The following is a 13363-nucleotide window of genomic DNA, read 5'->3' as shown; positions in this document are numbered from 1 at the left end:
ACTGTGACGATGACTCCATCATGACTCAAGAAACCTTCTGGATTGCCGCAGCGGTACTCATATTGTTTGCCCTGGCTTTCGTGTTGTATCCGGTGTTTTTTCACCGGACGAAATCAAGAATTGAGGCCGATCTGAGAAATCAGAACCTGCTCGCTTATAAGTCGCGGCTGAGGGAATTGGACGTTGAATACGAGGCAGGCATTCTGGATCAGGAGACCTACGAGCAGCTGAAAGATGAACTGGCGGGCTCGATGTTGGATGACGTGCCTGCGAACGCGCAGCCCGAGAAGCGAATCCCCGGCCGCCGCAGTGCCATGGCCGTCGCGTTGTTGGCGATCCTGTGTATTCCGGTGGGTGCCTATTACGCCTATCAGCAGTGGGGCTCGATGGGGCAGGTGGAACAATACCTCACCATGCAGGAGATGAACGCCTCCGGAGCCGATCAGGTGGCCCGTATGTCTCAACTGGCCGACCAGTTGCGGGAACGTCTGGAAGAAGAGCCGGAGAACATAGATGGCTGGGCCATGCTCGCCCAGACTTATATGCGGATCGAGCGTTATAAGGATGCGGCAACTGCTTATCAGCAGTTGGCAGAGCTGGTTTCGGAAGACCCTGCCTCGAGCGCGGTGGCTTACGGATTGTCCGCGCAGGCCCTGTTTTTCAAAACAGAAGGGCAGCTGACCCCGCCCGTTCAGCAGGCTATCGACAGCGCCTTGGCGCTGGATGCGACGGAAGTGAATTCGCTTGGCCTGTTGGGTATTCATGCTTTCAGTCAGCAGAATTACCGTAAGGCGATTGGGTACTGGGAAACCATTACCGAAGCCGCGCCGAATCATCCGCAAATAGCGTCGATTCGCGGTGGTATCGCCGAAGCCTATGGCCGTTTGGGCGAAACACCTCCAGGTCAAGCCGAGAGTGAGACTCCGCTGGCTTCGGCGGGTGTCGATCTTCGGGTATCTATTGATGCCGCATTTAAGGAACAGGTGCCAGCTGATACAACGTTGTTTATTTTTGCCCGGCCGGCGGGAGCGACTGGCGGGGCGCCGGTTGCGGTGACGCGTTTAACGGCGGGTGCTTTGCCTGTCGATGTGCGTCTGGATGACAGCTATGCGATGTCGCCAGAAGCGACGATTTCGGCTGTCGACGAGGTTGTTATTGTCGCGCGCTTGACTCGCAGCGGTTCGATCAGCGCTCAGCCAGGCGACTGGCAGGGGCAGGTGACCGCAAGTGTCGTTGCACCTGATGTCGCTGGCCAGCCGGTGGAACTGGTGATCAACCAGCAGTTGACCAACTGATTTCATGTTCTGTTGCCCGGCCGGTTAGCTAGACAGTCCGGCCGGGTAAAGCGGAGCCAGTCCCCCTTGTTCTTCCTCCCGAATCTCTCCCTGCCTTAGCCGGGTAACCGCCTTGGCCAGATTGTCCCGCACAGCTTTATCAGAACCAGACGAGTCCGTAGATTTGGCTGAATAGAGGCTAGCCTGAAACTCCCGCAATGCTGCATCAAGTTCACGGCTGTTGATGTAGCGTACGACATCTCTGGTGTCGATAAAGCGTTTTTCAGGGAATCTGTTCCGAGCCCAGCGAACCAAAAGGGTCGAGGTTTGGGGGGCACCCTTTTGAATGGCCGTTATAAGCTGCACAAAACACTCTTTTTCGTTGTTATTACTGGCGTCTGTGTCGTTAACCTTTGAGATGCTCTGTTTTCTACGAGAGAGCCACCAAAGCGCAAGTGTCATCAGCCAAAGGCTACCCAGCAACAGGGTGGTCCAGAGCCAAGGTGAGCTGCTGTCAGCTCCTGAATGGTTGTTTGTTTCAGTAGGCTGATCTGTTGTTGGCTCGGGCGGTGAAGGCTCATTAATGGCTGGCGTTGCAGTACCCCCTTCAATTCGGTAGCTCCGGGCTGGCAGTACCGCTTCTTCCAATTGATCGGTTTTGGTGTTCCACCAAGGTACTCGAACTTCCGGAATAATAATGTCCCCGGAGTTTACAGGCACCAGTGCCGCCTCTAACTGCAAGGTTGATTCAAGGCCCTCTCGAGTGGATTCGGTGTTTCTCCGAGGTTGCTCTGGGTAGTGCCGCAGGGCGCTTGGATATTCCACCGAGAGTGGTGGCAGAGCTTCAGAGGGCAGGCCCGAAGCCTGGAGCACAATATTTCGGGTCAGGTTGCTACCCGCCGTTAATACCTCGGTGTTTGGTAAGCCGTCCTCCGCCAAGGCGAGAGTATCTGCGGGTAGCCAAGGTTGGTCGTCGGGGTAATCGGCAGGCACGGGTTTTACCTGAACGGGATAGAGTTGCTGGCTGTCCCTCAGAAATCTGAGTGCGCCGTTAACATCTCTAACCTGACCTTCGAATCGAATGGCGGGCAGGTTCAGCTCACCGGGTGTCTGGGGGAAAATCGCATAACGCCGCTCCACAACTCGGTAACGTTTGCCGTCGCGGTTCGTCGTGAACTCACGCTGTTTCCCCAATCCTTCTATGATCGCATCGGGATGTTGTGGGTCGGACAGCTCACCTCGAATCAGGTTGCCTGAGAAATACAGTTGCACGGTGAGCACTAATTGCTCTTGGACGTAGACGTCGGCTTTGTCTGCAGACAGCTCGACAAAGCTGTCACGGTTGATGGCCGGTTGATCGGGGGGAGTCCCTGAGATCACTTCGATGCTGACGGGGTTGGAGGTAGCCTCCTGAAATTTGAGTGGGGGAATGGTCAGGGTTCCGGTCCGTGTAGGGGCCAATTGGTAGGTCCAGGTAATTTCGCCCACCATGTCGCCATTCACCGTTTGCACGCTGTAGCGCTGGTTGCGAGCAAGGATTTCAAAATCCGGTTCCACCTGTTCAATATTCGGAGACGGCAGATGTGACAAATCAAAGTTAAAAAGATTGCTCAGGTTGAGCTCAATATTCATTGACCCTGTTACGGTCAAAGTCAGTACTTCGCCCTCGTAGAGCTGATCCCTATCCGGCTCAGCCGTCAGCTCATTGGCGGATAAGGGCCCGCTAAACAGGAATAGAAGGCCCAAGAGGGAAGACAGAAGGTTTTTTACCATGGTGTATCGCCCTCGTCGCGTTGGGTCTGGCGTTGTTGATATTGTTGCAGGAACTTGCGTTGCAGCAATCCTCCGGGATTGTCCGGCACTCGCCTCAGCATTTGTTCTTGCCCTTGGCTCAAGGGTTGTTCATTCACGGGTGCTGGGGCTTCGGCTTGCGATGCCTGCTCGGAATTTTGGTCAGCGGGCTGGGCGTCTTGGTCACCTTTGGCTTGCTCTGGTTCCTGCTGCTCTTGGGATTGTTGTTCATCCAGATTCTGGTTTTCAGAAGATTGCTGATCCTGCTGGTCCTGTTGGTTTTGCTGGTCACCGTCCTGGCTTTCGCTGTCGTCCCCGGATTGCGGGTTATCGCCTGGCTCTGAGTCGTTGTTCTGGCTGCTGGAGTTGTCTTGTTGGGAGTCCTGGTTTTGGTTCTGATTCTCGTTGCTGTTCTGGTCATCGTTTTGTTGTTGCTGCTCCAACAGCTTTTTAACCAAGTCCCGGTTGAATTGCGCGTCAGCATGTTCCGGGTTTTCTGCCAAGACCTGCTGGTAGGCCTCGATCGCTTCCTCCAGTTTTCCCGCACGGGCCAAAGCGTTGCCGCGATTATAGTGACCGTTGATATCTGGGGTACCGGAAAAAGCTTTGATGGCGTCTTCGTAGTTGCCTGAACGATAAAGCGCCGAGCCGCGCCAACCGGGCTGCTTCAGAAGCTCTGCAGCTTCGCGTGGGTTTTGCTCGATCAGTTCGGGCCCTCGTTGGTCGTCCCTTTGCCAAAGCCCACCCCAATCCAGCGCCATAGCGGGCCTCGGGCCTATGGTTAATGGCAACAAAGCCAGCGTTAGCACGGCGAAAGCACCTCGGCGCCAGCTTAGCAACAAGAAAGGCAGTGCTAACCATAACAGCCAATAACCGTCATCTTGCCAGCGATTGATGGTGAGGCCTTCCTCGCTTTCATTCCAGTCGTCGGTCACCTCTGGCTCAACTTTCAAGGCCTGAATGTCAGCGTCATTCAGAGTCATTTTGCGGCTTTCCCCACCAGATTGTTGAGCCAGTTTTGCGAGAGCATCTGGGTTGGCCTTGGTGATGACGATGGTGTTGCCGTCTCGAATGAAGCCATGACGGGGCAGGGGAATGGGACCGCCTTCCTCCGTACCAACGGTCAGGGTGCTGAGTGTATAGGGTGTGGTGCTCAGTTGGTCGCTAACGCTGCTTTGATAGTTCTCTGATACATCATCGGCAATCAGAAGAATGCGGCCACGGCCGGGCGCGCCGTTGTTCAGCAGGTTGATGGCTTCTTTGATGCCAAGATCGGCCCGGTTGCCTTGTGCGGGCATAATGGTCGGCTCAAGCACGCTGAGCATGGCCTCAATGGTCCGATGATCTTCCGTCAGGGGGGTTACGGCGTGGGCATCGCCGGCATACACCAGCAGCGCCGTGAGGCCGCCTTGGCGTTGCTCAAGAATGTCCCGGATTTTGCGTTTGGCGAGGGTCAACCGGTCTGGGTCTACATCTGTGGCCAGCATAGACAGTGACAGGTCCAGCGCAATGACCAGGCTGTCTTGCGGTTGTTTAAGCGGCGTGGGTGCCTGCCTCCAGCTAGGGCCGGCGAGCGCGATGGCCAATACCACAATAGTAAGGTTAAGGGGCCATAGTGGCGATAACGCTGCACGATCAGAGGCGCTACCGCGCCGGCGAATCAATGGTTTGAGAAGCGAAGGGGTGATATAGCGCCCCCAGCCAGCATCGCCTTGTTTCAGTCGGTTCTGGATGAAGTACAGCAACGGAATGGCGAGGATCAAGCCAAGCCACACAGGCCGTAACAAATGTAATTCAGTCACGGTCAGCCTCCGTTTCAGTTATAACGCGAGAGCGGGTATGGGCGAATCGGACGGTCATTAACATCAGCCAGATTACGATGGCAAACCCGGCGGGCCAGACGTAAAGTTCGGTCACAGGGCGAAAGAACTGGCCTTCTTGCTCAATCGGCTCCAGTTGGTTGATGCTGTCGTAGATCATTTCGAGTTCCGGCAGGCTGCGAGCACGGAAGTAGCGGCCACCGGTCTGCTCAGCCATACGGTTAAGCAAATCTTCGTCCAAGTCCCGTGACGGGTTCACCCTGCGGGTGCCCAGTAACCCGCGCTCGATGACCGAGTCCGCGCCGATACCGATGGTATAAAGTCTCACGCCGGCTGAAGCTGCGATGTCTGTGGCTTTGTCCGGGCTGATTTCGCCGGCGGTATTGGCGCCGTCGGTCAGCATGATGGCCACACGCTGCTCTTGGGGCCGGTCACGCAATCGTTTCACAGCAAGGCCGACGGCATCGCCGATTGCCGTGGCGCGGCCTGCCATGCCCAGTCCGGATTCAAGCAATAACGTCCGGACGGTCTCCCGATCGAAAGTGAGGGGAGCCTGCACGTAAGGCTCCGTGCCGAAGAGAATCAATCCGAGCCGGTCTCCTTCACGTTGATCGATGAAGTCGTTCAGCACACGCTTTACCGCTTGAAGGCGGTTAATGCTGCGCCCATGCAGCACCATATCTTTTTCTTCCATGCTGGGTGAAATGTCGACCACCAGCATCAGATCGCGGCCCGTGATGGGCATTTGTACTTGTTCGCCGACATGCTGCGGGCGCGCGAGTGCGACCACTAAACAAATCCAGGCGGCCAGAACCAGTAACTTTCGCCACCACGGGGTCGGCTTACCGTGAGTGCTGACCCCGGGCATGCCGGACAGCCAATGCCCCACAGGAATAACCGGAGCGTCTACTGGCTCGCTCTTTTGCCTCCGCGAGATGAGCAGCAGGGGCAGCAGTGCAAGCAATAAGACCCAAGGGTAAGCCAGGCTGATCATAGCTGTGCCTCCAGCCAGAGTGAGGCAAATGCCAGCGCGTTACGGGGCTCAAGAGCAGACTTAGGCTGCCATGCAGCGGCGACCAGTGCTTCAGCCGTGGGCCGGGAAGCAATGCGGTCTTTGGGTAAGGTTTCCAGTAGAAAATCGACCCATTGGGCTCCGGTCATGGATTCCGGGTGCCTGTCGGCGTGCCTTTGGCGCGCAACACGCTTGAGTAGCCGATTGAGCTCGCCATACCACTTTGGCTCGTTACACGCTCGTTGCCTTAATCTTTCTAGCTCGGCTTTGGCCTGACGCTTCCATAGCGTGCGCTTGCGATGGCGCTTTCCAAACCAAACCAAGGCGATGAGTGCAATTAAGCACAAGGCCGCAAGCAACCACCATCCAGGGGCGGGGGGCCACCAGCCCCCGGTTTCAGGCAAATGAATGTCTTTAAGTTGGGCGAGCGGGTCTTGGTTGTTCATCAGATCCGTCCTCCCGGTCCGAGTTGCAATCGCAGAGCTTCCGCCGGGTTGTCGTGCGTCATGATGGTTGAGGCGTGTACGCCGGAGGTGCGAAAGCATTCAGCCAGCTGCTGTTCGTGGCTGGATATTTTAGCTTGCCAGGCCCGCTGAAAGTTCGGATTGGATGCATCAAACCAGACGGGGCCTTCGGGGCCGGCAACAGCGAACTGGCCACTTCTGGGTAATTCTTTTTCAAGCGGGTCCATGATCCGCAGCGCACTGACGCTGTTGTGCCTCGCCAGCGCCCCTAAAAGGCTGGTTGTTTCCGGAGAGACGTTCATGAAGTCGCTGATGATAAAAATGCGGCTGCCGGTGTGAGCCACGCGGCGTGCTTCAGCCAGCGCTTTGTTCAGGTCTGGCCCTTCCGGGACCGAGGGGCTCGGAGGAACACTTGGCAGATGCTGCTGTTTGGCAACCGTATCCAACAATCGTAACAGAGATTTCTTGCGCCGAGCCGGTCGCAACACTTCAAGATCCTGATGATTGAAAACCAGGCCACCCACTTGATCGCCAGCCATAAGGGCAAGCCAGGCTAGCAGCGCAGTGATTTGCGCACAGCGTGCCTGTTTATAGGCACCGGTGCTGGCAAAGAACAGTGTTGCCCCCAGGTCAGCAATTAGCAGGACCGGACGCTCCCGCTCTTCCTCATAGAGTTTGGTGTGGGGCGATTGGCGCCGAGCCGTCACGCGCCAATCGATGCTGCGAATGTCGTCACCGGGCTGATATTGCCTCACCTCGGCGAACGTCATGCCTCGTCCGCGCTGCCGTGACTGTTTTAAGCCTGCTTGTCGGCCACGTACCTGTCGAACCGAGGGCAGTTTCAAAGCCCTGGCATCGGCCTGTAGTCGAACCAAATCTTGCAAGGTTGCGTGGGTGACTGCTGTGTTGCCCATGGGTAATTCTCTTGTCGCCGCGGCGGGTTTTACGAGCACGTCAGGCGGTTACCGGAACCCGGTCGATCAGTCGCTGGAGTACCGCATCAGCGGTCATGCCTTCGGCTTCAGCCTCGAAGGTCAGAAGAATCCGGTGCCGCAGGACATCAAACGCCATGGTGCGAATGTCATCAGGCGTCACGTAATCCCGGCCGTCCAGCCAAGCCAATGCGCGGGCGCAACGGTCCAAAGCAATCGTGCCCCGGGGACTGGCGCCAAAGGCTGTCCAACGAGCCAGTTCCGGGTCAAGTGCGGCTGCATCACGAGTGGCCAGAATCAGCGCCAGCAAATACTGCTCAACCGGTTCAGCCATGTAAATATTGGAAATCTCGTGCCGTGCTTCCATCACCTGATCCTCCGTTAGACGAATGTCTACGTTCGGGATTCCCTGACGGTAGTCGCTGCGAGCTAGGTGCAGAATCTCCCTCTCGGCATCGGCACTTGGGTAATCAATCACCACATGCATAAGAAAACGGTCGAGCTGGGCTTCGGGCAGCGGGTAGGTGCCTTCTTGCTCGATAGGGTTCTGGGTGGCCATCACCATGAACAGCTTCGGCAGCGGGAAGGTCTGCATACCCACACTGATCTGGCGTTCGCCCATGGCTTCCAAAAGCGCGGATTGAACCTTTGCTGGCGCGCGGTTGATTTCGTCAGCCAGTACCAGATTGTGGAATATCGGCCCACGCTGGAATTCGAACAGGCCGGTTTCGGCGCGGTAGATTTCGCTGCCGGTAACGTCTGAAGGGAGCAGGTCAGGTGTGAACTGAATCCGGTGGAAATCGCCTTCGATATGGTCGGCAAGGGCTTTCACTGCGGTGGTTTTGGCCAGCCCGGGTGCACCCTCGACCAGTAAGTGGCCATCGGCCAAGAGGGCAATCAAAAGGCGGTCTACTAGCTTGTCCTGGCCAATGATGCGTTTTGCCAGTTGTGCTCTAAGGGCACCGAAAGTTTGCTGTAACGACATGAGGTTTACTGCTCTTGGTGTTGAAGGTCCGTTGGCGCCACAGAAATTGCGCCTAAGTAGTTGCCGAAGTTTTGAGGGCGGGCCGGCAAAAATCAAGGGTTTGACTATGCTTATGTGACGATAAGCGGATTACGTTTCTTTCACACAAAAACATTTGAGGTCGGATATGAACGCGCTGACAATCGCCAGCAAAGAGCAGTTTTTTGATCAATTGTCAGAAGCATTCTCACTAAAGATTGCGAAGAGTGAAGCGAAGAAGATTGCCGAGTTCGCCCGGCTGCATTATGCCCACATCCCATTGGAAGAACTTGTAAGCCGACGTTTCTCAGATACCTATGGTGCGGTATTGGCTGCCTGGCAGTTTTTGCAGAAGCGTTCAGCCGATGAAACACCGGTGTCGGTATTTAATCCGGACCTCGAGAGTGATGGTTGGCAGTCCACGCACACCGTTATTTTTATTTTGCATCCGAATATCCCGTTCCTGATCGACTCGCTGCGTATGGCAGTTAATCAGCGGGAAATTGGTACTCATTCTATCCAGCATTCAGTGCTACAAATCGAGCGTGAGAAATCCGGCAAGCTCAAAAAAATTCATGGGGCCAAAAAGTCCGCGTCGGCCAGTTTTGAAGCGTTTATCGTGCTGGAAATCGACCGCCACACGTCGCCGAAAGACCTCAGCAGTTTGGAGAAAAACCTTCAAAGCGTATTGCACGAAGTTCGCATCGCGGTAGATGACTTCCCGGTCGTGCAGGAAAAAGTTGCTGGCATCATTAAAGAACTGGATGGCACCACAGCGGGTATTAGTGCTGAAGACAAGAAAGAGGCCAAAGCGTTTATGAGCTGGCTGGCCGATGACCACTTCACCTTTCTGGGTTACGACGAATACGATTTCGTAAAAGATAAAACAGGCATGGTGGTGCAGCGTGTTGCCAATTCAGAACGGGGAATTTTCCGCGTCAACAATGAACGCCCCGAAAAGGTAGGGTTAAACGAGCTGCCTCAGCGCACCCGCCATGCGATGACCCGTACCGATGACATCTTTATCTTTGCCAAGTCGGCCCAACGCTCCAGAGTGCACCGCCCGGCTTATCCGGATTATATCGCCGTCAAGAAGTTCAACAGCAAAGGCGAAGTGGTAGGCGAGCGCCGCTTCCTTGGTCTGTATACCTCCCGCGTTTACAACGAACGCCCGGATGAAATTCCGCTATTACGCCGCAAGTTTGATGCGGTTATGGAGCGATCGGGCTTCATGCCCAGCGATTATGCCGGCAAAGAGCTAGTGCAAATTTTGACGTTGTATCCTCGCGACGAATTGTTCCAGATCGAAACGGATGAGCTGCTGACAGTGGCTAAAAACATCCTTTATATTCAGGAGCGTCGGCGCATCGAACTGTTTATGCGTGAAGACGTATACGGGCAGTTCGTGACGTGTCTGGCCTTTTTCCCTCGGGACATTTACAACACTGAGCTGCGTATAAAAGTCGAGCAGGTGTTGCTGGATCGGCTTGATGCCCACGACATTGAATTTGTGACCCACTTTTCGGAGTCCCCGCTGGCCCGAGTGCAATTCACTATCCGGGTGCCACAGGTTGAGAACCGTGACCTGCCGTTGGCCGAAATTCGTGATCAGGTGATTGACCTCGCCCAGTCTTGGCGTGATGGGCTCGACGTAGCGCTGACCGAAGCCTTCGGGGAGGAGTCGGGCAACGAGCTCTTCCGGTTGTGGGCGAGTGGTTTTCCGGCCAGCTATGTAGAAAAGTTCTCGCCCCGGCGGGCTGCAGTCGATCTTGAGCACATCACGGCGGCTGTCCGCAAAAACGATCTGGCCATGAGTTTTTACCGTGCGTTGGAAGAAGACGAAAATACGCTGCATTTCAAACTCTTCTATCCGACAGAGCCTTTGCCTTTGTCTGATGTGATGCCGATTTTCGAGAATCTGGGCTTCCGGGTTATCGGTGAGCACCCGTTCGAGGTGACCGAACGCTCAGGACAATCGGTGTGGATTCATGACTTCACCTTGCAGGCCTACACCGGAGAGTCGCTGGATATCCATCGTATCCGCCCGATTTTCGAAGAGTTGTTCCGTCGGGTTTGGCATGGCGAGGCAGAAAACGATGCGTTCAACCGTTTGATGCTGACTTCGTACATGGGGTGGCGTGAAATTGCCTTGTTGCGCACTTACGCCCGCTATATGCGCCAGATCCGTTTTTCGAACAGTCAGACGTTTATCTCCAATACCTTGGTGAATCACGTCAATCTAACCAACGCCTTGCTCGAGTTCTTTGATGTCCGATTTAACCCGGCCCGCTACAAGAGTGCCGCAAAGTGTGAGGCGGCTCAGCAGAAGCTGGAAATCGAGTTCCATGCCGGATTGGATAACGTCGATAATCTGAGTGAAGACCGGGTTCTGAGGCTCTACCTTGAGTTGATGCAAGCAACCTTGCGCACCAACTATTTCCAGCCGGACGGGGACGGTAACCCGAAGCCGTACATCAGCGTGAAGTTCGACCCGACCCGTATCCCGGATGTACCGCTGCCACTGCCGATGTTTGAAATATTTGTGTATTCGCCGCGGGTGGAAGGTGTGCATTTGCGGGGCGGCAAGGTGGCCCGAGGCGGCTTGCGCTGGTCAGACCGTTACGAGGATTACCGCACCGAAGTGCTGGGGCTGGTAAAGGCGCAGCAAGTGAAGAACGCGGTGATCGTTCCGGTCGGCGCTAAAGGCGGCTTCGTGGCCAAGCAGTTGCCGTCGCCTTCTGACCGGGAAGCCTTCCAGGCAGAAGGCGTAGAGGCTTATAAAACCTTTATCCGCGGCTTGCTGGATATTACGGACAATCTGGTGGATGCAGGCATTCAGCCACCCGAGCAGGTTGTTCGGCACGATGAAGACGATCACTACTTGGTTGTGGCCGCGGACAAGGGTACTGCAACCTTCTCTGATATCGCCAATGGCCTGGCTGCGGAATACGGTTTCTGGATGGGCGACGCCTTTGCTTCGGGCGGTAGTAATGGCTATGACCACAAGAAAATGGGCATTACCGCTCGTGGTGCTTGGGTCTCCGTGGAGCGTCATTTCCGCGAAATGGGTATTAACCCGGCTGAGGATGAATTCACCGCCATCGGTATTGGTGACATGGCGGGCGACGTTTTTGGTAACGGTCTGCTGTGTTCCGAGAAAACCCGGTTGGTGGCTGCATTCAACCATATGCATATCTTTATTGATCCCAATCCGGATGCTGCAAAAACGTATAAAGAGCGAAAGCGCCTCTTCGAAATGCCGCGCTCTGCCTGGACAGATTTCGATACCAAGTTGATATCCAAAGGCGGTGGTGTGTTCAGTCGTAGCGCGAAATCCATCCCCGTTACACCTGAGATCAAGAAACTGTTGGGTATCAAGGCAGACAGCGTTCCGCCCAACATGTTGATCGGCCATATCTTAAAGGCTGAAGTGGATCTACTTTGGGTCGGAGGCATTGGCACCTATGTCAAAGGTGCTTCAGAGAGCCATGCTGACGTCGGTGATAAAGCCAACGACGGTGTGCGGATCAATGGCGGCGAATTGCGCTGCAAAGTGGTCGGGGAAGGCGGCAACCTTGGTTTTACTCAGCTTGGCCGGATTGACTACGCCATTAAAGGTGGGCGACTGAATACGGACTTCATCGATAACGCGGGCGGTGTGGATTGCTCTGACCATGAGGTCAACATGAAGATCCTGCTTAACAGTGCTGTGGCCATGGGAGACCTGACCGAAAAGCAGCGTAACAAGATGCTGGAAGACATGACAGATGACGTGTCTGCACTGGTGCTTAAAAACAACTATCGCCAGACACAAGCGATCAGTATCGCCAACGAAGATACCTTCATTCGCCTGGAAGAGTATCGTCGGTTGATGAATTCCTTCGAAAGCGAAGACAAACTCAACCGGAGTCTGGAATTCTTGCCGGACGACGAGGCGCTGTCTGAGCGGAAGTTGTCGTCTAAAGGGTTAACCCGTCCTGAGCTATCGGTGCTGATTTCCTATGTGAAGGGTGATCTCAAGCAATCCTTGATGGCCAGTAGCTTGCCAGACAACCCGTTGCTTGAAGGCGAAATGTACAAAGTGTTCCCGAAGGGGCTCACCACCAAGTTCAAAAAAGAGCTGGGTGAGCACCAGTTGCGGCGGGAAATCATCGCCACACAGATTGCGAACGACATGGTAAATCACATGGGGATTACCTTTGTTGAGCGCTTGCAGCAGTCAACCGGTGCGGACCCCGCGACCATTGCACTTGCGTGGATTATTGCCCGGGATGTGTTCCGCATCGATAACTGGTGGGACAAGATTGAAGCCTTGGACTACCACGTATCAGCGGAACTCCAGTTGGAACTGATGCAGGATTTGATGCGCTTGATGCGACGTTCAGTGCGCTGGTTGCTACGCAATCGCCGTGCGGAGCTCAGCATTCAGAGCCACATGGAGCGTTTTGCCGACAGCGTGTGGGCCATTACGTCGAATCTGCCGGAATACTTGGGAGCACAAGCCAAGGCGGATTGGGAGAAGCGCAATGCGGAACTGATGGCTGCCGGTATTCCAAAGGATCTGGCATCGGTGTTGTCCGGAACGGGCTATCTGTACTCGTCACTGGGTGTTATTGAAGCCAAAGAGGCATCAAAAATGCCGCTCAAGGTCGTGGCAAACCTGTATTACGACTTGGGTGACCGGCTCGACTTGAATTGGTTTGCAGACGCCATTGCGGCTCTGACACCGAACTCTCATTGGCAAGCCTTGGCGCGGGAAAGCTTCCGTGAGGATCTCGACTGGCAGCAACGGGCACTGACGACGGGTGTGCTGCAACTCGCCGGCAAGGCTGAGAAGGTGCCGGAGTGTGTGCAAGCATGGGAAGAGAAGAACCAGCATATGATTGAGCGCTGGAACAACATGCTTACCGAGTTGAAGGGCGTAAGGGAGCCTGAATACGCCATGTTCTCCGTAGCGCTTCGGGAATTGCTGGATCTGGCTCAGAGCACCTTGCGTCAGCAGCCTGACGAGTAAGAGAAGAAGCGAAACCGCTGGGAAAAGCCCTGATGATGCTGTGAAGGCAGACT

8 protein-coding genes are annotated in these 13363 nt (G+C 55.2%); 2 read left to right on the top strand and 6 right to left on the bottom strand.

Annotated features, from left to right (window positions below):
• The first annotated feature begins 20 nt into the window (after window positions 1-20).
• Entirely contained in the window at window positions 21-1295 is a 1275-nt protein-coding gene (ccmI, locus tag ACNQ6O_RS09140; protein WP_418052917.1) for a c-type cytochrome biogenesis protein CcmI, read from the top strand.
• A 24-nt stretch (window positions 1296-1319) separates the two neighbouring features.
• Here the strand turns inward: ccmI and ACNQ6O_RS09135 are convergent, their stop codons facing one another.
• From ACNQ6O_RS09135 to ACNQ6O_RS09110, 6 genes are read right to left on the bottom strand one after another with little or no spacing between them, the layout of a single operon-like run.
• Complete coding sequence (locus ACNQ6O_RS09135) at window positions 1320-3047, bottom strand: BatD family protein (RefSeq protein WP_418052916.1); 1728 nt, start codon at window positions 3045-3047, stop codon at window positions 1320-1322.
• Window positions 3041-4867 (bottom strand): tetratricopeptide repeat protein, encoded by a 1827-nt coding sequence (locus ACNQ6O_RS09130; RefSeq protein ID WP_418052915.1) that lies wholly within the window; start codon window positions 4865-4867, stop codon window positions 3041-3043. The genes ACNQ6O_RS09135 and ACNQ6O_RS09130 overlap by 7 nt, the downstream gene beginning before the upstream one ends.
• Window positions 4860-5879 (bottom strand): vWA domain-containing protein, encoded by a 1020-nt coding sequence (locus ACNQ6O_RS09125; RefSeq protein WP_418052914.1) that lies wholly within the window; start codon window positions 5877-5879, stop codon window positions 4860-4862. Before ACNQ6O_RS09125 ends, ACNQ6O_RS09130 begins: the two co-directional genes overlap by 8 nt.
• Entirely contained in the window at window positions 5876-6343 is a 468-nt protein-coding gene (locus ACNQ6O_RS09120) for a DUF4381 domain-containing protein (protein ID WP_418052913.1), read from the bottom strand. The genes ACNQ6O_RS09125 and ACNQ6O_RS09120 overlap by 4 nt, the downstream gene beginning before the upstream one ends.
• On the bottom strand, window positions 6343-7275 hold the full coding sequence (locus tag ACNQ6O_RS09115; RefSeq protein WP_418052912.1) for a DUF58 domain-containing protein: 933 nt from the start codon (window positions 7273-7275) through the stop codon (window positions 6343-6345). Before ACNQ6O_RS09115 ends, ACNQ6O_RS09120 begins: the two co-directional genes overlap by 1 nt.
• Before the next feature lie 40 nt (window positions 7276-7315).
• Complete coding sequence (locus ACNQ6O_RS09110; protein WP_418052911.1) at window positions 7316-8278, bottom strand: AAA family ATPase; 963 nt, start codon at window positions 8276-8278, stop codon at window positions 7316-7318.
• Between the two features lie 166 nt (window positions 8279-8444).
• Between ACNQ6O_RS09110 and ACNQ6O_RS09105 the strand changes: the two genes are divergently transcribed.
• Complete coding sequence (locus ACNQ6O_RS09105) at window positions 8445-13310, top strand: NAD-glutamate dehydrogenase (protein WP_418052910.1); 4866 nt, start codon at window positions 8445-8447, stop codon at window positions 13308-13310.
• The last annotated feature ends 53 nt before the right edge of the window (window positions 13311-13363 follow it).

This window comes from Marinobacter sp. SBS5, from assembly GCF_048285575.1.
Taxonomy (GTDB): domain Bacteria; phylum Pseudomonadota; class Gammaproteobacteria; order Pseudomonadales; family Oleiphilaceae; genus Marinobacter.
The sequence above is the reverse complement of the archived record's forward strand: the minus strand, read 5'-3'. Positions and strand labels throughout refer to the sequence as shown.

Excerpts from the sequence above, each read along its gene's own strand:
- ccmI (WP_418052917.1), top strand. The coding sequence starts at position 21 with ATGACTCAAGAAACCTTCTGGATTGCCGCAGCGGTACTCATATTGTTT.
- ACNQ6O_RS09135 (WP_418052916.1), bottom strand. The coding sequence starts at position 3,047 with ATGGTAAAAAACCTTCTGTCTTCCCTCTTGGGCCTTCTATTCCTGTTT.
- ACNQ6O_RS09125 (WP_418052914.1), bottom strand. The coding sequence starts at position 5,879 with ATGATCAGCCTGGCTTACCCTTGGGTCTTATTGCTTGCACTGCTGCCC.
- ACNQ6O_RS09120 (WP_418052913.1), bottom strand. The coding sequence starts at position 6,343 with ATGAACAACCAAGACCCGCTCGCCCAACTTAAAGACATTCATTTGCCT.
- ACNQ6O_RS09115 (WP_418052912.1), bottom strand. The coding sequence starts at position 7,275 with ATGGGCAACACAGCAGTCACCCACGCAACCTTGCAAGATTTGGTTCGA.
- ACNQ6O_RS09110 (WP_418052911.1), bottom strand. The coding sequence starts at position 8,278 with ATGTCGTTACAGCAAACTTTCGGTGCCCTTAGAGCACAACTGGCAAAA.
- ACNQ6O_RS09105 (WP_418052910.1), top strand. The coding sequence starts at position 8,445 with ATGAACGCGCTGACAATCGCCAGCAAAGAGCAGTTTTTTGATCAATTG.